This window comes from Hydrogenophaga borbori, assembly GCF_003417535.1.
Taxonomy (GTDB): Bacteria; Pseudomonadota; Gammaproteobacteria; order Burkholderiales; family Burkholderiaceae_C; genus Hydrogenophaga; species Hydrogenophaga borbori.
The window spans coordinates 266,969-285,808 of sequence record NZ_QVLS01000002.1 but is presented as its reverse complement, the minus strand read 5'-3'; the positions used below and the strand labels follow the sequence as shown (position 1 = coordinate 285,808).

At 72.8% G+C, this 18,840-nt stretch carries 13 protein-coding genes; 3 read left to right on the top strand and 10 right to left on the bottom strand.

What is annotated here, in order from left to right; all coding sequences use genetic code 11:
* Both DY262_RS04360 and DY262_RS04355 read left to right on the top strand, forming a co-directional pair.
* Positions 1-807: a serine aminopeptidase domain-containing protein gene (locus DY262_RS04360; RefSeq protein ID WP_116957756.1), complete on the top strand. Its 807-nt coding sequence runs from the start codon at positions 1-3 to the stop codon at positions 805-807.
* A 5-nt stretch (positions 808-812) separates the two neighbouring features.
* Positions 813-1,673: a serine aminopeptidase domain-containing protein gene (locus DY262_RS04355; protein WP_116957755.1), complete on the top strand. Its 861-nt coding sequence runs from the start codon at positions 813-815 to the stop codon at positions 1,671-1,673.
* On the opposite strand, the gene DY262_RS04350 is transcribed toward DY262_RS04355, so the two are convergent.
* Together DY262_RS04350 and DY262_RS04345 are read right to left on the bottom strand one after the other, a co-directional pair.
* A complete protein-coding gene (locus DY262_RS04350; protein WP_181936414.1) occupies positions 1,664-1,930 on the bottom strand; it encodes a Txe/YoeB family addiction module toxin in 267 nt (88 codons plus the stop codon). The genes DY262_RS04355 and DY262_RS04350 overlap by 10 nt on opposite strands.
* Positions 1,924-2,166 (bottom strand): type II toxin-antitoxin system Phd/YefM family antitoxin, encoded by a 243-nt coding sequence (locus tag DY262_RS04345; protein ID WP_116957754.1) that lies wholly within the window; start codon positions 2,164-2,166, stop codon positions 1,924-1,926. The genes DY262_RS04350 and DY262_RS04345 overlap by 7 nt, the downstream gene beginning before the upstream one ends.
* A gap of 169 nt (positions 2,167-2,335) precedes the next feature.
* Between DY262_RS04345 and DY262_RS04340 the strand changes: the two genes are divergently transcribed.
* Positions 2,336-2,662, top strand: coding sequence for a hypothetical protein (locus DY262_RS04340; RefSeq protein ID WP_147326175.1), 327 nt, complete (start codon positions 2,336-2,338; stop codon positions 2,660-2,662).
* A gap of 14 nt (positions 2,663-2,676) precedes the next feature.
* Here the strand turns inward: DY262_RS04340 and DY262_RS04335 are convergent, their stop codons facing one another.
* From DY262_RS04335 to DY262_RS04300, 8 genes are all read right to left on the bottom strand, one after another.
* Entirely contained in the window at positions 2,677-3,561 is an 885-nt protein-coding gene (locus tag DY262_RS04335; protein ID WP_181936413.1) for a DMT family transporter, read from the bottom strand.
* A 4-nt stretch (positions 3,562-3,565) separates the two neighbouring features.
* Positions 3,566-4,567, bottom strand: a complete 1,002-nt coding sequence (locus tag DY262_RS04330) for an NADPH:quinone reductase (RefSeq protein ID WP_116957751.1) — start codon at positions 4,565-4,567, stop codon at positions 3,566-3,568.
* 142 nt (positions 4,568-4,709) lie between these two features.
* Positions 4,710-5,615, bottom strand: a complete 906-nt coding sequence (locus DY262_RS04325) for an alpha/beta fold hydrolase (RefSeq protein WP_116957750.1) — start codon at positions 5,613-5,615, stop codon at positions 4,710-4,712.
* On the bottom strand, positions 5,612-6,379 hold the full coding sequence (locus DY262_RS04320) for a serine aminopeptidase domain-containing protein (RefSeq protein WP_116957749.1): 768 nt from the start codon (positions 6,377-6,379) through the stop codon (positions 5,612-5,614). Before DY262_RS04320 ends, DY262_RS04325 begins: the two co-directional genes overlap by 4 nt.
* Positions 6,376-9,714 (bottom strand): non-ribosomal peptide synthetase, encoded by a 3,339-nt coding sequence (locus DY262_RS04315; RefSeq protein ID WP_116957748.1) that lies wholly within the window; start codon positions 9,712-9,714, stop codon positions 6,376-6,378. Before DY262_RS04315 ends, DY262_RS04320 begins: the two co-directional genes overlap by 4 nt.
* Positions 9,711-14,264, bottom strand: coding sequence for a type I polyketide synthase (locus DY262_RS04310; RefSeq protein WP_116957747.1), 4,554 nt, complete (start codon positions 14,262-14,264; stop codon positions 9,711-9,713). Before DY262_RS04310 ends, DY262_RS04315 begins: the two co-directional genes overlap by 4 nt.
* A gap of 3 nt (positions 14,265-14,267) precedes the next feature.
* The gene (locus DY262_RS04305) at positions 14,268-17,891 is read right to left on the bottom strand and encodes a non-ribosomal peptide synthetase (RefSeq protein WP_116957746.1); all 3,624 of its coding nucleotides are present in this window, start codon (positions 17,889-17,891) and stop codon (positions 14,268-14,270) included.
* Positions 17,888-18,805, bottom strand: a complete 918-nt coding sequence (locus DY262_RS04300) for a DMT family transporter (protein ID WP_116957745.1) — start codon at positions 18,803-18,805, stop codon at positions 17,888-17,890. Before DY262_RS04300 ends, DY262_RS04305 begins: the two co-directional genes overlap by 4 nt.
* Between the last annotated feature and the right edge of the window lie 35 nt (positions 18,806-18,840).

The window sequence follows — 18,840 nt, the reverse complement described above, 5'->3', positions numbered from 1 at the left end:
ATGACGATCTCGATCCGGCACTTCGGCCACTGGGACCGGCCGATGGTGGGCATTCACATGGCGGCCGACGGCGGCGCCAGGCCGCGCGCGCGCTTCCTGCTCTGCCGCCCCCTGGGCCAGGAAGCCGTGCGCAGCTCGGCTGTCTTCCGCGTGGCCGGCGAACGGCTCTCGCGCGAGGGCGTGGAGTCCCTGCGCTTCGACTACCACGGCACCGGCGACTCGCCCGGCGACGAGGGCGCGCAGTCGCTGGACGACTGGGTGCGCGACACCCTGGCCGCGCACGAGCTCATCGTCGGCGACGGCGGCCTGCCCGTGCACTGGTTCGGCATGGGCCTGGGCGCGGTCATCGCCCTGCGCGCCGCGCTGCTGGCCAAACACCCGCCGCGCCACCTGGTGCTGTGGGAGCCGGTGTTCAACGGCCCGGGCTACCTGCAGGCCCTGGTCGCCGGCCACAAGGCCGAGCTGGCCATGATGTTCGCCCAGCCCTGGGAGCAGATCGCGGCCAGCGGCAAAGTGGCCGAACCCGCGCTGCCCGGCGACGTGCTGGGCTTTGACTTCGGCGAGCGCCTGGTCGCCGACCTGCGCGCCCTGCCCGACCTGAACGTGCTGCCCGCGCTGCGCCGCGGCCTGCGCATCACCTGCGCCGTGCGCGGCGACCAGCCCCACCCGCTGGCCGCCCACGCCGGCCTGGCGGCCCTGAAGCTGCACACCGTGGAACACCCCACCGACTGGATGTCCAGTCAGGCCATGGGCACCGCCATCGCCCCACCCGACATCCCGCGCGTGCTGCTCGCCACCCTCGATTGACCCGCATGCAGGAGCAGACCCGTACCGTCGGCGCCGAAGGCCACCTCGTCGCCACCTTCACCCCCGCCCAGGGCGCGCCGGGCGCGACACCGCCCGTGGTGGCCGTGCTCAGCAACTCCGGCGTCATCCCGCGCGGCGGGCCGCACCGCATCAACGTGCTGCTGGCGCGCGAGTTCGCCGCCATGGGCATCCCCTCGGTGCGCTTCGACATGAGCGGCCTGGGCGACAGCCAGCGCAGCGACAGCACCCGCTCCGTCACCGAGCAATGGGTGGCCGACACGCGCGAGGTGATGGACGCCGCCCAGGCCCAGTTCGGCTGCGCGCGCTTCGTGATGGTGGGCCTGTGCTCGGGCGCCATCATCGGCCACCTGGTGGCCCTGGAAGACCCGCGCATGCGCGCCGTGCTGCTGTGGGACATGTACGCCTACCCCACGCTGCAGTCGCGCCTGCGCAAGCTCGCCTTCAAGATCGGCCGCGCCGGGCTCATCGGCTCGGCGCAGAAGGCCGGCGTGATGCTGCTGCGGCAACTGCGCCTGATGCCGCCCGACGACACGCCGGCCAAGCCCAAGGGCGAGATGTCGGTGTCGCCGCCCAAGGACGAATTCATGGGCCGCGTGGACCGGCTCACGAACCAGGGCGTGGAACTGCTGTTCGCCTACTGCGGCGGCCAACCCGAATGGTTCAACCACCGGGGACAGTTCGCCGCCATGTTCGCGGGCCAGCCCTGGCTGGCCAAGGTCTCGTTCGAGCTGCTGGAGACAACGGACCACCTGATCACGAGCGGGCCGGCGAAGCGGGCGTTCATCGACATGACGACGGGATGGGTGCGGGAGCGGGTGGTGCCAGCGGCTGACCGTCACTCGTAGTGCGTCCACAGGCGAAGGACGCGGACGACGCGCTCCTTGGCGAAAACTTCGTAGACCAGCCGATTGTGGATGTTGATCCGCCGCGAGTACGCGCCGGCGAGATCGCCCACCAGCTTCTCAAAGGCCGGCGGATTCTGAAAAGGATCCTTCTCGAGGATCGCCAACAGCTCGTCGACTTTTGGCTTGAGCCCTGCTGCCTTGACCTTCCTCGCGTCCTTGAGCGCCTGCTTCGCGTAGGCCAGCTCCCACTTCACCATTTCAGCTCGCGCGCGCTCTTGGACAAGGGCTCGGCCATGCCTTCGCGGATGGACTCACGCATGCCCGGCACGGACAGCAGGTGCATCGTTTCCTGAATGGCGGCCCAGTCTTCGGCCGACACCAGCACGGCAGACGCGTTCTTGCCGGCAATCATGACGGGCTGATGGGATTCAGTCGTCTGGTCGATCAGGCGATAGAGATTGGCGCGCGCGGCGGATGCGGTCAAGACGTTCATGGGGTACTCCGGAAAGGGTCAAAGCGTACGCTTTTTCGCACGCCTCGTCAATAGCGCTGCATTTTTTTGCAAATCATCAGCCTGTCCCCGCCACGCCCCCCCGCCCAGGGCTGCTGCGGTGCAATCGCTCCTTTTTTTCCAGCCTCCGCCAAGGGGCGAAAGGAAGAACATGAAGCAGCAGCATGGGTCGAGAAGTTGTGTGGTCATCGCCTTGTTGGCCGGCGCGTTGGGGACGGGTCGCGCCGAACCGCCTCACCATCCCGCGCCGGTGTTCGCCGCCGAGCCGGTCCGGGCGTTTCTGTCGAACCCCGACTTCTGCGCCTACATGCTCTCGCCACCGGACGGCGAGTCGGCCAGCTTCCTGGTTCGCTTCGACGACGCCGCCCAGGCCGCCGTCCGCGGTTTGCGCGCTGCCGACGCCGCCCTCACCGAAACCGGTGCCCTGTTTCGGCTGCGCGCCGGCTGCGACGCCCGCCAGGCAGCAGCGAGCGACTGAGGTGGGGGCAGGCCTCACGCGCCGCTGTCCTTGCTGACGAACCATGTCGCGCCGGCAACGACGAACACGCTCCCCAGCATGGCCAGAGGCCCCATCGAATCACCGAGGATGGCCATGGACAGCAGGATCGTGAAGACGGGGCCGACCGCGCCAATGGCCGAGTGGGCCTGAGGCGACAAGGTTTTCAGCGCGGCGCTGAGAAGAAAGGACGGGAGCACCGTGCCGAGCACGGCCAGGAGGCCCGCGTAGACCAGAACGTCGGTGTGCGCGAACCACCCGTCCGTCGGTTGTGCAATGCCACAGGCGGCGATCGTGCAAAGAGCGGCAGCCGACATCGAGATGCACGTGAAGGCGACGGCGCCCACGCCGCGCACGGCGGTGCTCGCCAGCAGTTGGAACAAGGCATAGGTCCAGGCGGAGCCAAAAACCAGGACGACACCGATGGCGCCCACCGTGGCGGTGGTGCCTGCCAAACCTTCAAACAGAACCAAAGCCAGGCCCGCATAGCTGACGAAAAGGCCGGCCAACGCACGGCGCTGCAGTCGATGGCCGAACCAACCGGCTCCCATCACCGCCACAAAGAAGGGGTACGTGAACAGGATCAAGCGCTCGACAGGCGCCGAGACGTACTCGAGACCTTTCATGTCGAGGTAGCTCGATACCGCATAGCCCAGCACGCCTATTCCCCCACTTGTCACCAGGGCCGACCGAGAAACCGGCCTGACCGACCCGCGGAGACGGGCCACGAGCCAGACCGACAGGTAGATGGGCAGCGCGATCAGCATTCGCAAGGCCAGCAGCGCCTCCGCGTTGCCGCCGGCGGCATAAGCGAGCTTGATCAGCACGCTCTTGCTCGAGAAGAGAAGCGCCGCAGCGAGGGCAAGAAGACCAGCGTGCACGGCGTCAACCGGCAGCGCCCGGCAGGGCGATGTCGAGAATGACCTTGCCGGCGGCGCCGGCCTCGACACGCTCGTGCGCGCCGGCGATGTCCTGAAGGCGGTAGGCAACAGGCAAACGAACGGACAGACGACGCGCCGCCAGCATCTGGTTGATGTGTTGAATGGCCTGGTCGCGGCAATGACGGGGCTGCTCCGCGCCAGAGACGAAATGCAGCGTGACGCCGTGTTTCTGAAGCGGCAGAACGTCGACGGCGGGCCGCATGCCGGACGCCGAACCGAAGACCACCACCGACCCGTGTCTTGCGAGCAAACCCAAGTAGAGCCCAACGTTTGCCGCGAAGTCGACGTCCACGATGTGGTCCACGCCGCGAGACCCGGCGAAGCACGTCACGGCTTGCACGAACCCGGGGTCGCTGGCAATGAAGCAGCCATCGGCGCCGACGTCGCTCAGGGACGCCTTGCCCGATGGCGTGCGGACGACGCCCGCAACCATGGCGCCGCGTGACTTGGCGAACTGGACGCAGAGGCGCCCGACGGCGCCGCTTGCCCCGAAGACCAAGACCGATCGGTTCCGCAAATCGTTCAACACGGAGATGCATCGGTGCGCGGTCATGCCGGGAACGCCCAAGGCGGCACCCACTTCGAACGACGCCGACGGCGGGAGCGGGACCGCGTGTGCGCTGGGAAGCGCGATGAATTCGGCGGCGGTGCCGAACGCCCGACACCATTGCGCGTTCCACAACCATACGCGCTCACCCTCGCGGGCCGGTGACACGCCAGCGCCGACCGCATCAATCACGCCCGCGCCATCGCTGTGCGGAATAACGATCGGAAACACCATGGGCCTCGCGATGGCACCGGCACGCCGCTTGACGTCGGCCGGGTTGATGCCGGACGCAAACACCTTGACGCGCACTTCACCCCTTGCGGGCGTGGGCAGATTCAGTTCGTCCACCCGAAGCACGTCGCGGGCGTCGCCTTGCCGTGTATAGAAAGCCGAGAGCATCACGGGCGCGCATCATGCCGCGGCTGCCTCGCAGGCCCGCGAAAAGCGCCTTATGAAGTGATCACGTCTTGCGCCGCCCGCCGGTCATTACCCGGCCATCCCGGCCGCGCCCGAAGGCCTGTGCGGGACTTGACGTCCTCCCTCACCGAAACCCCGCCGCCCCCATCCACCTTCTCACCAAGCCCACCAACCTTTGCTGGCTCGCCAGTGTCGTGAACGTGTGGTCGCAGCGCTCGAAGTACTCGATCAGCAGGCGGCCGTTGAAGTCCAGCGCGGGGAACGCGTCCTGCAGTTGCCGGCGGTAGTTGTGCTGGCGCTCGCGGTCGGAGGTGAGCACGGTGAGGAACAACGCGCCGTTGCCCAGCGCGCGGCCATAGGCGTTCTCGAGAAAGGCCCGCACCTCGGGGTGCTCCAGGGTCACGGCCGGGCGGGCCGCCGCCATGTCGCCGCCCGCCGCGTCGCCCTCGCCCACCGGCGCCCCATGCGCGCGGCGCTTGAGCAGCTGCCACACGGGGTGCCGCCCCAGGGCCACGTTCTTCCAGGTGCGCAGGCTCAGCAGGCGGCCCGAGTAGTGCTTGAGGTAGTAGCCCTTGGTGCGCGGGATCGATGGGTCCAGCAGCACCACACCGACCACGCGCGGGTCGCTGGCCGCGTAGATGACCGAGTGGTCCGCGCCGGAGCACAGGCCCATCAGCACCACGCGCTTCACCTGCCGCGTGGCCTGCAGGGTGTCGATGGTGTCGCGGATGTCGGCCAGGGCCGCGTCCAGCGGGGCCGATCCGTCCTCTCGGCCCTGGCTGTCGCCCAGGCCCGAGAGGTCCACGCGCAGCACGGGGAAGCCATCGGCCGAGAGCGCACGGGCCAGGGACACGTGCAGGCGGTTGGGGCCCACGCGGTGGATGATGCCGGCGTTGAGGATGATGACGAAGGGCGGGTCTTCGCGCGGCGCCTGGCCATTCGCTGGCGGCAGCGGCGGCGTGATGACACCGACCAGGCCATTGGCCGGGCCGAGCAGGAGCGTTTGTTCGGCGGCGTGGGGGCTCGTCATGACACCGTCCACTCCACCACGCGGCGCAGCAGCTTCACCGGCACGGCCCCCGCGCCCGAGTGCCGGTCCTCCAGCCAGGCGGGCTGCACCTCGATGCGCTCCAGCGCCGAGCCGTCGCCCGGCGGCAGCGCCGCGCCCAGCGCGCCCCAGGCCTCGCGGTGTTCGCTCACCACGGCCAGGCTGCGCGCGGGCCAGGTGGGCATGGGGTTCAACAAGTCGATGGCCTCGATGTCCTGCACCAGCGCCTCGCTCAGCGCAAAGCCCAGCAGCTCCGAGGGTCCCGCGCTCAGGCCGCGCGTGCGCAGGGTCTGTTCGTGCAGCGCGCGCAGTTCGGCCAGGTGCTCGCGCCCGCTGAGCACCGGGTCCCACAGCACCAGGCCGTCCACGTCGCGGCGGCGCTTGGTGGCCGCGCGCGCCGCGAGCGTGGCGCCCAGGCGCAGGCCTACCAGGGTCACACGCTGCAGGCCCGCCGTGTCCTTCAATTCGTCGATGGCGGTCATCACGTCGCCTGTCCAGCCGTCGATGCGCGCATCGCCCATGTCACCGGCCGAGTCGCCGGTGCCGTGGCAGTCGAAGCGCAGCACGTGCACGCCGGCCTCGCTGAGCCATTTGCCCAGCTGGGCCATGCTGCGGTGCGCGCGCAGGTACTCGGGGCCCCAGGGCGCGCACAGCACGGCGCCGCGCGCGCGGCCGCCGCCAGCGCGCGCGGGGGTGTAGAGGCCGAACAGGCGGCGCGATCGCTCGCCGAAGTACAGGGGCGTCATGCCTTGACCACCCCCTTTCCTGCCGCGGCCGAGGCCACCACCTGGCGCAGGTTCTGGAAGAACAGCGTGCGCGCGTCCATGCGCCAGCCCAGTTTCTGTTCCACCGCCAGCACCACGCGCAGCGAGAGCAGCGAGTGCCCGCCGAGCTCGAAGAAGTTGTCCTCGGCGCCCACGCGCTCCACGCGCAGGATGTCGCGCCAGATCTCGGCCATGGTCTGTTCGGGGCCGCCCTCGGGCGCCACGTAGTGGCGCGCGGCCTGCACCGCGTTCTTGAACGGGTCGGGCAGCGCGGCGCGGTCGGCCTTGCCGTTGGGCGTGAGCGGGATCGCGTCCACCGCCGCCACCACCGAGGGAATCATGTAGTCGGGCAGGTCGCGGCGCAGGTGGCGGCGCACGTCGCTGGCGGTGAGGTCGGCGCCCGGCTCGAAGACGATGTAGGCCACCAGGCGCAGGTCGCCGGGCGCGGCCTCGCGGCCCATCACCACGGTCTGGCGCACGGCCTCGTGCGTGGCCAGGCGGGCCTCGATCTCGCCCAGTTCGATGCGAAAGCCGCGGATCTTCACCTGGTGGTCGAGCCGGCCCAGGTGGTGCAGCCGGCCCTCGGCGTCCCAGCGCGCGAGGTCGCCGGTGCGGTAGAAGCGCGCGCCGGCCTGGGCCGCGAAGGGGTCGGCCACGAAGCGCTCGGCCGTGAGCTCGGGCCGCCCGTGGTAGCCCAGGGCCACGCCCGCGCCGCCGATCCACAGCTCGCCGGGCACGCCCACGGGCAGGGGCTGCTGGTGCGCATCGAGCACGTAGACCTGGGTGTTGGCGATGGGCCGGCCGATGCCCACCGCCGCGGGCGACGGTGCCACGCGTTCGGCGGTGGACCAGATGGTGGTCTCGGTGGGGCCGTAGAGGTTCCACAGCTCACCCACGCGGCTGAGCAGCGCGTCGGCCAGCTCGCGCGGCAGCCCTTCGCCGCCACAGAAGGCGCGCAGCGCGGGCGACCCGGTCCAGCCCGATTCGATGAGCAGGCGCCAGCTGGCGGGCGTGGCCTGCAGCACCGTGGCGCCGCTGGCCTGCAAGGCCTCGATCAGCGAGGGTCCGTCGCTCGCGGTGTCGCGCGAGAGCAGTTCCACGCGCGCGCCCACCAGGAGCGGCAGGTAGAGCTCCAGGCCCGCGATGTCGAAGGAGATGGTGGTGATGGCCGCCAGCACGTCCTCGGCCGCGAGGCCGGGCGCCTGTCGCATGGCGCCGAGGAAGTTGCTCAGCCCGCCGTGCGACACCACCACGCCCTTGGGTCGGCCGGTGGAGCCGGAGGTGTAGATCACGTAGACCGGGTCGCCCGGCGCGGGCGTGCCGTCGAGGTCGCCACCGTCGAGCGCCGCCAGCGCGCCGGCCTCGCGCGCGGGGTCGAACAGCCGCACACCGGGCGGCGGGTCCACCGCATCGGCGGCCTCGCCGGTGGTGAGCAGCACGCTCGCGCCGCTGTCGTCCAGCATGTAGGCCAGGCGATCGGCGGGAAAGCCCGGGTCCAGCGGCACGTAGGCGCCGCCGGCTTTCTGCACGGCGAGCAGGGCCACCAGCATGTCCAGCGAGCGCTCGGTGCACACGCCCACGCGCACACCCGCGGCCACGCCCAGGCCGCGCAGGTGGCGCGCCCATTGGTTGGCGCGGCGGTTGAGCTCGCCGTAGCTCAGGAATTCGCCTTCGAAGCCCACGGCGGTGCGTTCGGGCGCGCTCGCCGCCTGGCGTTCGAACTGGCGCGCGAAGGGCGCGGTGTCGAGGGCGCGCGCGGTGTCATTGAAGTCCAGCAGCAGCTGCCGGCGCTCGCCGTCCGTGAGCAGGGGCAGGCGGCTGATCGGTGCCTCGCCCTGCGCCAGCGCGGCGCGCAGCAGCACCTGCAGCTGCGAGGCCAGGCGCTGCATGTGGGCGGCGGAGTACAGGTCGCTGCGGTATTCCAGGCTGCACAGGATGCGGCCCTCGTGCTCGCGCGCGAACCAGGTGATCTCGTTGAGCGCGCCGCCGCTGTGCACCACCACGTCGCCCTGCTCGGGTGCGGCGGCGGCCTGGTGGTAGACCACCGCCAGCTGGAACAGCGGCGAGTGCTGGAAGCTGCGCACCGGGCGCACGCGCTCCACCACGGCCTCGAAGGGGGTGTCGCGGTGCGCATGCGCGTCCAGCAGCGCGCCGCGCGCGCGCCGCAGCAGCTCGCTGAAACTGGGGTCGTCGGCCGTGCGCAGGCGGATCACCAGCAGGTTCACGAAGGGACCGATGAGGTCCTCGAACTCGGCGCGCTCGCGCACGCCCATGGGGCTGCCGATGAGCGCGTCGCCCTGCCCCGTGTGCGCGCGCAGCAGCGCGGCACTGGCGGCCAGGAAAGCCATGTAGACGGTGGCCTGGCGCTCCTGCACCCAGCGCTTGAGGGCGGCGCTGAAGGCGGCGTCGAACTCGAAATCCACCGTGGCGCCGCGCGCGGGCGCGTCGCTCGCCGGCAGGTCGGGCGGGAACATGGAGGTGGGCGGCGCGCCTTTGAGGGTGTCGTCCCACCAGTCGAGTGCGGCGCGGATGGCCTCGGGGCGCTGGTGCTCGCGCTGCCAGGCGGCGTAGTCGGCGTACTGCAGGCGCGTGGGCCCGCCCTGCGGCTCGGGCGCCGGCGTCTGCAGCTCCCGCGCCAGTTCGCGCAGCAGGATCTGCAGCGACCAGGCGTCCACCGCGATGTGGTGGGCCGCCACGATCAGCCCGTAGCCTTCGGGCGCGAAGTCCAGCAGCTCGAAGCGCAGCGGGGTCTGGCGCGACAGGTCGATGGGCGTGTGCACCGCGCGCTCCCGCGCGGCCTGCACGGCGGCCAGGCGCTCGCTGGCCGGCAGGTGGCGCAGGTCGTGCACGGTCACCGGCGGCACGTCCACCCGGCGCGCGCCGGGCACGCCGTCCTCCTGCACGAAGTGCACGCGCAGGCCCAGGTGGCGCGCGTGCACGCGCTGCACGGCGGCCAGCAGTTGCTCGCGCGGCACCTCGCCGCGCACGGGCCAGGCCAGGGCCAGCAGGTAGGTGGTGCTCTCGGGCTCCAGCTGTTGCAGGATCCACAGGCGCTCCTGGAACAGCGAGAGCGGCAGCAGGCCGTCGTGCGCCACGCGGGCGCGCGGCGCGCCGCCGTCCCTCGGCGCCGGCACCGCGTGCGCCACCGCGCCGCGCTCGGCCAGCAGCGCCATCAGCTCGGCCTTGTGCGCGGCGATGTCGGCCTTCAGCCCGTCGTCGAGCCGGCCGCGGCTGGCGCTCACGCGCAACCGGCCTTCGACCACCTCCAGGTCCACACCCAGCCCCTCCAGCCGGTGCAGCAGTTCTCGCGCATTCAAAACTCGATCTCCTCCCGATCGTCGTCGTTGGCTTCGGTCGTGGCCAGGCCCTCCTGCACCCGCTGCGCCAGGGCTTGCAGGGTGGAGGCGTCGAACATGTCGCGCAGCGCCAGTTGCACCCCGAGCGATTCGCGGATGCGCGCGAGCACCCGCGTGGCCAGCAGGGAGTGTCCCCCCAGATGGAAGAAGTCGTCGTGCGCGGCCACGCTGTCCACGCCCAACAGCTCGACCCAGATGGCGGCCAGGCGGGCCTGCACGTCGCCCGGCGGGGCATCGTCGGCACCCGCGGGCCGCGCGGACGCGGCCTGGCGGGCGGGCGCGGTGTCGCGCGCCGCCGCTTCGGCGCGCGGCGCCTCGATCGGCGGGTTCAGCGCGGCCGAGCGCGCCAGCGACAGGGCCTGTGGCAGGTCGTAGGGCACCACCACCACGCGGCGCAGCTCGCTGGCGAGCACGCGCTCGAAGGCATCCAGGCCGTCGGCCGTGCCGATGGCCTGGGCCAGGTACGCGTCCCAGGCGGCGCGGCGCCAGGCGGGCACCTCCAGCTTCGCGGCCATGCCGACCTCACGCCAGGCGCCCCAGTCGAAGGCCACCACGCGGCGCCAGGCCGGCGGCGCCTCGGCCGATTCGGCAAAGGCGTCGAGCACGGCGTTGGCCGAGGCGTAGTCGGCCACGCCGGGCGCGCCCAGCACGGCGTTGATGGAGCTCATCAGCACCACCAGTTCCAGCGGCTCATCGGCCAGCAGCTCGCGCAGCACGCGCAGGCCACCGAGCTTGGGCGCGAGCACGGCCTCGATGGACTCGGGCGTCTTCAGCGCCGACAGCGCGCCTTCGCCGGCCACGCCGGCCGCGTGGACCACGGCGTCGATGCGTCCCCAGCGCGCGCGCGCGGCCCGCACGGCGGCGGCCATGGCCGTGGCGTCGGCGGCGTCGGCCTGGGCCAGCTCCACCTCGCCGCCCGCGGCCTCGATGGCGCGCAGCGCCGCGATGGTCTGGGCGTGCCGCTCATCGCCGCCGTGCGTGGCCAGCCAGGCGTCCCACCCGGCGCGCGGCGGCAACGCGGTGCGCGCGGTGAGCAGCAGGCGCGCGCGGCGCCGCTCGGCCAGGCGCTGCGCGATGGCCAGGCCCATGCCACCGAGGCCGCCGGTGATCAGCACCACCGCGCCGTCGCGCAACGGCAGGGCGTCGGCGTCCACGGCGGGCAAGGCGGTGCGCTCATGGCGGCGCAGCCAGCGCTGGCCCTGGCGGCGCGCCACCATGTCTTCCTCGTCGCGCGCCAGGGCTTCGTCCAGCAGGCCTTGCGCGGCCGACTCGGCGGACTCGGCGCCCGCGGCCTCCAGGTCGAGCTGGCGCAGGCGCAGGCCCGGCATTTCCAGCGGCAGGGCCAGCACCGGGCCGATGGCGAGCGCGGCCACCGAGCGCGCCACGGCCTCGCCCAACACGCTGTGCGCGCCGGCCGTGGCCACGATCACCCGCACCGGCTCACGGGCCGAGGGCGCCAGCGCGGCGGCCAGCGCCACGGGCGCGTGGTGCAGCCATTGGATGGCCTGCGTGTCGCTGCCCTCGTGCACCGGCAGGCCCCAGAGCGCGAAGGCGCCCGCCACCGGCTGGCCGGCCGCGCGGGCCTGGGCCACGGCGGCCTCGGCCTCGGCGGGCGAGGCGATGCGCACGGCGCGGCCGCCGGCGTCGCCGACCTGGCGCGCCAGCGCCTCGGCCAGCGCGTCGGCCCCACCGGCGATGAGCCAGGTGCCCGACAGCCGGGCCGCGCGGTTGCGCGGCGCGCGCGACCAGGTGGGCGCGTAGAGCCAGTCGGCCACGTCGCGGCTGAAGGCCAGGTCCTGGGCCCCGCCCGCCTTTGCGACCGGCGCGTCGGCAGCCGGCGCGGGCGCCGGCGCGGACGCATCGATCGCGCAGCGCTGGCGCTCGAAGGGATAGGTGGGCAGGGGCACGCGGCGCGCGGGGCGCCCGCCATGCAGGCCGGCCCAGTCCAGCGCCACGCCCGCGAGCCACAGGCGGCCCGCCGCGTCCAGCGCGGCCGGCGCTTCCTGCTTCGCCTCGCGCGCGCCGCCCAGCGAAGCGGCCACGCGCCGCGCGCCCTGCGGGCCCAGCGCCAGGCCGGCCAGCGTGGCCAGCGCGCGGCCCGGGCCCACCTCCAGCAGGTGCAGCGAGGCGTCGGCCGAGAGCGTGCGCACACCGGCGTCGAACAAAACGGCGCGGCGCAGGTGCTCGGCGTAGTACGCGGGCGAGGTCGCCTGCTCGGGCGTGATCCACTGGCCCGTGAGGTTGGACACGTAAGGCAGCGTGGGCGCGTGCAGCGCGATCCCGCGCACCAGTGCGGTGAAGGGCTCGAGCACGCCGTCCATCATGGAGGAGTGAAAGGCGTGCGAGGTGTGCAGCGGCTGCGCCTCGGTGCCCATCGCCGCGAGCGCGGCCAGCCCAGCCTCCAGCGCCTCGCGCGGGCCGGCGATGGCGCACAGGCCGGGCGCGTTCACGGCCGCGATCTCCAGCGCCGGCGCGTTCGCCGCCAGCCAGGCGCGCAGCGCGCCTTCGTCCATGTGCACGGCCGCCATGCCACCGGGCGCCATGCCCTGCATCAGGCGGCCGCGCGCGGCCACCAGCGCGAGCGCGTCGGCCAGCGACAGCACGCCCGCGAGGTGCGCGGCCACGTACTCGCCGATGCTGTGGCCCAGCATGGCGGCGGGGCGCACGCCCCAGCTCTGCCACAGCAGGGCCAGCGCGTACTCGGTGACGAACAGCGCGGGCTGGGCGTAGCGCGTCTCGTTGATGGTGGTGTCGCCCGCCGGCGCGAACAGCAGCTCGCGCAGGTCGCGGCCCAGGGGTTCACGCAGCAGCCCGGCGCAGCGGTCCACGGCCTCGCGGTAGACGGGGTACTGCGCGTACAGGCCCGCCCCCATGCCCGCGAACTGGCTGCCCTGGCCGCTGAACAGGAAGGCCACGGGGCGCTCGCCGCCTTCGTGCCGCGCGCCGTGCATGGGCGGGCGCTGCGGCGCGTCGAGCGCGGCGATGAGTTCGGCCACCGAGGACACGGCCACCGCGCGGCGCTGCGCGAAGGCGCGCCGGCCGGTCTGCAGGGTCCAGGCGGTGTCGCGCAGGGCCGCCTCGGGATGGGCCTGCAGGTGCTGCTTCAGGCGCTGGGTGGCGGCGTCCAGCGCGGCCTCGGTGCGCGCGGACAGCACGATGAGCTGCGGGCCTTCGTCGGCCAGCGGGCGCTCCCGCTCGGGCGCCTCTTCCAGCACCACGTGCGCGTTGGTGCCGCCGATGCCGAAGGAGCTGACGCCCGCGCGGCGTGGCGTGGGCCCGGCCGGCCAGGGCGCGGCCTCGGCACTGGCGGTGAAGGGCGAGGCCTCCAGGTTGAGCTGCGGGTTGGGCCGCTGGAAGTTCACCAGCGGCGGCAGCTCGCGGTGCTTGAGCGCCAGCACGGCCTTGATGAGCCCGGCCACGCCGGCCGCCGCGTCCAGGTGGCCCAGGTTGGCCTTGAGCGAACCCAGGCGGCAGAAGCCGCGCTGGTCGGTGTCGCCCTCGAACACCTGGCGCAGCGCGGCGATCTCGATCGGGTCACCCAGCGGCGTGGCCGTGCCGTGCGCCTCGATGTAGCCGATGCTGCGCGGCGCCACGTCGGCCAGGATCTGTGCGGTGGCGATGGCCTCGACCTGGCCGTCCACGCTGGGCGCGGTGTAGCCGGCCTTGCCGGCGCCGTCGTTGTTGATGGCCGCGCCGCGGATGACCGCGTGGATGGTGTCGCCGTCGGCCAGCGCGTCGGCCAGGCGCTTGAGCACCACGATGCCCGCGCCCGCGCCGGGGCGCGTGCCCTTGGCCTCGGCGTCGAAGGGGCGGCAGCGGCCGTCGGGCGAGAGGATCATGCCCTCCTGGTAGAGGTAGCCGCCGCGCTGCGGGAAGCTCAGCGAGACGCCGCCGGCCAGGGCCATGTCGCATTCGTGGCGCTCCAGCGCGCGGCAGGCCGCCTGCACCGCCACCAGCGAGGTGGAGCAGGCGGTCTGCAGCGTCATGCTGGGGCCGCGCAGGTCCAGCTTGTAGGACACGCGCGTGCAGAGGAAGTCCTTGTCGTTGCCCAGCATGAGCTGGTAGCCGCCCACCGCCGCCGCCAGCGCGGGCTGGCGCAGGATCTGCGACATCAGGTAGGTGTTCATGCTGGCGCCCGCGTACACGCCCACCGGTGCCTCGATGGCGCCGGGCGCGTAGCCCGCGTGCTCCAGCGCCTCCCACGCGCATTCCAGAAAAATCCGCTGCTGCGGATCGATCACCTGCGCCTCGCGCGGCGACAGGCCGAAGAAGGCGGCGTCGAAGTGCTCCGATTCCTGCAGCACGGTGCCGCGTTTCACGTAGCCCGGCGAGGCGCTCAACGCGGGGTCCACGCCGGCCTCGCGCAGGTCCTGGTCGCTGAAGTCCTCCAGCGATTCCACGCCCTCGCGGATGTTGCGCCAGAAGGCGTCGAGGTCGGCCGCGCCGGGGAAACGCCCCGCCAGGCCGACGATGGCGATGGCGTGCGCGGGGTACTGGTCCTTGAGGTTCATCCGTCAACCCTGAATCTGTTTCGCGGCCCGGGCGCGCGCGCGCTCCAGCGCCGAACTCGCGCCCACCGGCGCGCCCAGGCGCTGCGCCTGCGCCGCCACCGTGGTGCGCTGGAACAACTCGACCAGCGCGATCTCCTGCCCGAACTCGCGCTTGAGCGCGGCCTGCAGGCGCACCAGCAGCAGCGAGTGCCCGCCAATGTCGAAGAAGTTGGCGTGCAGGCCCACGCGATCGATTTTGAGGATCTCGCGCCACAGCGCGGCCACCTGGCGCTGCACGGGCGACATCAGGGCCTCGGCCACCTCGTCGGCCTCGCTCGGCGCGGCCGCCTCGGGCACCGGCAGGGCCTTGCGGTCGACCTTGCCGTTGGGCGTGAGCGGAAAGGCCTCCAGCACCACGAACTGGCCGGGCACCATGTACTCGGGCAGCTGCGCGCGCAGCGTGGCGCGCATGGCCTCGGCCTCGGGCCGGGCGCCGGCCTCGGGCACCACGTAGGCCACCAGGCGCTGGTCGCCGGGCGTGTCCTCGCGCACGTGCACCACGTTGCCCTTGAGGCCGGGGTGGCGCGAGAGCACGGTCTCGATCTCGCCCAGCTCGATGCGAAAGCCGCGCACCTTCACCTGGTGGTCGCGCCGGCCCACGAACTCCAGTCGGCCGTCGGCCAGGAAGCGCACCACGTCGCCGGTGCGGTACACGCGCGTGGGACCCACGCCGGGCAGCGCCAGCGTCACGAACTTCTCGGCCGTGAGCTCGTCGCGGTGCCGGTAGCCGCGCGCCAGGCCGTCGCCGCCGATGCACAGCTCGCCGCCGACGCCGATCGGTGCCGGCAGGCCCGAGGGCTCCAGCACGTAGACCTGGGTGTTGGCGATGGGCCGGCCGATGGAGATGCCGCGCGCGGTGTCGGTGATGCGCTGCACCGTGGACCAGATGGTGGTCTCGGTGGGCCCGTACATGTTCCAGAGCTCGCCACCGGTGGCGATGAGCTTGTCGGCCAGCTCGCGCGGCAGGCCCTCGCCGCCGCACAGCATCTTCAGGCCGGGCCGGCCGCGCCAGCCGCTGTCGAGCAGCAGGCGCCAGGTGGCGGGCGTGGCCTGCAGCAGCGTGGCCTCGTGCCGGTCCAGCAACTGCGCCAGGCGCAGGCCGTCGAGCGCGGTGGCGCGCGCGGCCAGCACCACGGTGCCGCCCACGGTCAGCGGGCCATGGATCTCCAGGCCGGCGATATCGAAGGACAGCGTGGTCACGGCCACGAAGCGGTCCTGCGCACCAATGCCCGGCTCGCGCTGCATGGACAGCAGGAAGTTCACCACCGAGCGGTGTTCCAGCATCACGCCCTTGGGGCGGCCGGTGGAGCCCGAGGTGTAGATGACGTAGGCCAGGTCGTGGGGCCCCGCGATCGCGGGCGGGTTCAGCGGCGACAGCGCCGCCAGCTCGGCCTCGCCCGCGTCCAGGCGCACGCCGTGCACGCCATCGGGCAGGCCATCGGCCAGCGCGGACTGCGTGACCACGATGCCCAGCTCGGCGTCTTCCATCATGTAGTCGAGCCGGTCCTTGGGAAAGGCCGGGTCCAGCGGGACGTAGGCCGCGCCGGCCTTCAGGATGCCCAACACCGCGACCACCATGTCCAGGCCGCGCTCCATCCACACGCCCACCAGCGAACCCGCCCCCGCGCCGAGCGAGCGCAGGTGGTGGGCCAGGCGGTTGGCGCGCGCGTTCAGCTCGCCATAGCCCAGCGCCTGCTCCTCGAAGCGCACGGCCACCGCCTCGGGCGTGCGCGCCGCCTGGACCTCGAACAGGCCGTGCACGGTCTGCTGGCGCGGGTAGTCCTGTGCGGTGGCGTTCCAGTCGAGCAGCAGCTGGCGCTCCTCGGCCGGGGTCAGCAGGTGAAGGTCGGCGATGCGCGCCTCGGGCGCGTCGATGAACCCGCGCAGCAGTCGCTCGTAGTGGCCCTGCCAGCGCGCGATGGTGCTGTCGTCGAACAGGTCGGCGTTGTATTCGAAGTAGCAGCGCAGGCCCTGGGGGATGTCGAAGACGTCGACGGCGAGGTCGAAGCGCGCCGACTTCACCTCCAGCTCCACGGGCTCGCAGCGCAGGTCGGGCAGGTCCAGGCCGGTCAGCTGCATGTGCTGCAGCACGAACAGCACCTGGAACAGCGGCGAGTGGTCGAGCTCGCGGCGCGTGCCCAGCAGGTCGACCAGCATGTCGAAGGGCATGGCCTGGTGCTGGTAGGCCTTGAGCGCGCGGTCGCGCACGCGCGCCATCAGCTCGCGCACGCTGGGGTTGCCCGAGAGGTCGGCGCGCAGCACCAGGTTGTTGGCGAAGAAGCCGATGACGTGCTCGACCTCGGTGCGGTTGCGGTTGGCGATGGCCGAGCCGATGGCGATGTCGGTCTCGCCGCTGTAGCGGTGCAGCAGCACCTGGAAGGCCGACATCAGCACCATGTACAGCGTGACGCCTTCCTGGCGGCCGAAGGCCTTGAGGCGCTGCGACAGCTCCGGCGGGAGCTGCAGCGTGCGGCGCGCGCCCCGCGTGGTCTGCACCGGCGGGCGCGGCCGATCGGTGGGCAGCTGCAGCAGGGAAGGCAGGTCCTGCAGCTCGCGCTTCCAGAACGCCGCGTGCTCGTCCAGCGCGCCCTGCGCGAAGGCCTGCCGCTCCCACTCGGCGTAGTCGTGGTACTGCACCGGCGGCGGCGCCAGGTTGGGCTCCTGCCCGGTGACCAGGTGGGTGTAGAGCGACTGGAATTCCAGCATGAAGATGCCGATCGACAGCCCATCCGAGACGATGTGGTCGATCGCGATGGCGAGCACGTGGCGATCGGCGGCCTCGCGGATCAGGCCCACGTGCAGCAGCGGCGCGCGCGTGAGGTCGAAGGGCTTTTGCACGACGCCCTCCGCCGCCCGGGTGGACGCCGCCGCCAGCGCCTCGCCCCGCAGGTGGGACAGGTCGATGCGTTCGATGGCCAGCGGCGTCTGCGCCTCGATCACGCAGCGCGGCTCGCCCTGCACGGTGACGAAGCGCGTGCGCAGGCTTTCGTGGCGCACCACCAGCATCTGCAGCGCGCGCTCCAGCGCGCCGTCGTCGAGCGCGCCCGTGAAGCGCAGCACCGCCGGGATGTTGTAGGCGTGGCTGTGCGGGTCGACCTGGCGCAGGAACCACAGGCGCTGCTGGGTGTGCGACACCGGCATGTCGGCCTGGCGCGGCACCGGCACCAGCGGGGGCAGCGCCGATCGCGCGGGGGCCGCGCCCGCCCCGGCCTGCGCGCCCAGGTGCGCCTTGACCTCTTCCTTGCGCCGGCCGAGCTCTTCGCGCAGCGCCGGGGTCAACGCGCCCTTGGGCGCGCTGACGTTGAGCTTGTCGCCGTCGACCGAGAGGCGGATGTCCAGTCGCGCCAGTCGCGCCAGCAGATCGGCCACGCCGCCCGAGGCCGGCGGCGCGGGCGCGGCCTTGTCGCCGAGCGCGGCCAGCAGCTCCGCGCGGCGGCCCGCCAGTTGCTGGCGCGTCTCGGCCGAGAGCGCGCCCGGCGGGGCGCGGAAGTGCAGCTGGCCGCCCTCCGCCCACAGCTCCACGCCCTGCGCCTGCAGGGCGGCCATCCATTGCCTCAGCTCCTCGGACACGTGCTCATTGCCTTTCATGGGGAAGTCCCTGGCGCGCCGCGCGGGCCGGCGGACACCCGCCAGGCGAGCAGCACGGCCACGCCGATCAACAACAGCGCCAGCCACTGCCCGCGCGACGGCCCGCTGCCTCGGGCCAGGGATTCGATGCCGAACATACCAGCCAGGTGCAGCACCAGGACCGGCGCGGCCAGCGACACCGGCGCGGCCTCGCAGGCGCGGTCCAGCGCCCACAGGCCCAGCAGGCCCACCACGCCGATACCGGCCAGCACCAGCGCGTCGTGCGCGCTGGGCGTCACCCACACCCAGGGCATGAGCGGCGTCAGCAGCGCGAACACGCCGGCGGCGGTGTAGAACAGGTTGGCCTGCACGGTCTCCTCGCGCAGCTGGCGCGTCATGGCCACGTACAGGGCGAACGAGGCCGCCATGGCCAGCGGCCAGGCCAGCCGGCCCGGCGCGGCGGGCCAATGGGGTTGCAGCAGCAGCACCGCGGCCAGCGCGCCGAGCGCGGCCGCCGCCCAGGCCAGCGGCGGCACGGCTTCGCGCAGCCAGCCGCGCGAAAGCGCCAGGATCAGCAGCGGAGCCACCCAGAACAGCGCCCACACGGTGTGCCCGCCCACACCGCCGACCAGGGCCAGCGCGAAGCTCAGGGGCATGACCAGCATGCACAGCGAGCGCAGCAGCTGGAACACCGGGCGGCGCGTGCGCCACAGCCGCGAGGGCTCGCGCCAGCCGCAGACCAGCAGCAGGCAGGCCAGGTGCACGGCGTAGCGGCACCACACGATCTGCATCAGGTGGTAGGGCTGCTGGAACTGCGCGCCGACCACGCCTTCGAGCAGGGTCCAGGAGAGCACGAACAGCGCGAGCAGCAGCAGCGCGCGGCGGCCGTCGCCCAGCGGCGCGGCCCAGGCCGGCGTGGCCAGACCGGTGGTCATGGGACCATGCTCCGTGCGGCGCGCGGCGCGGCGGC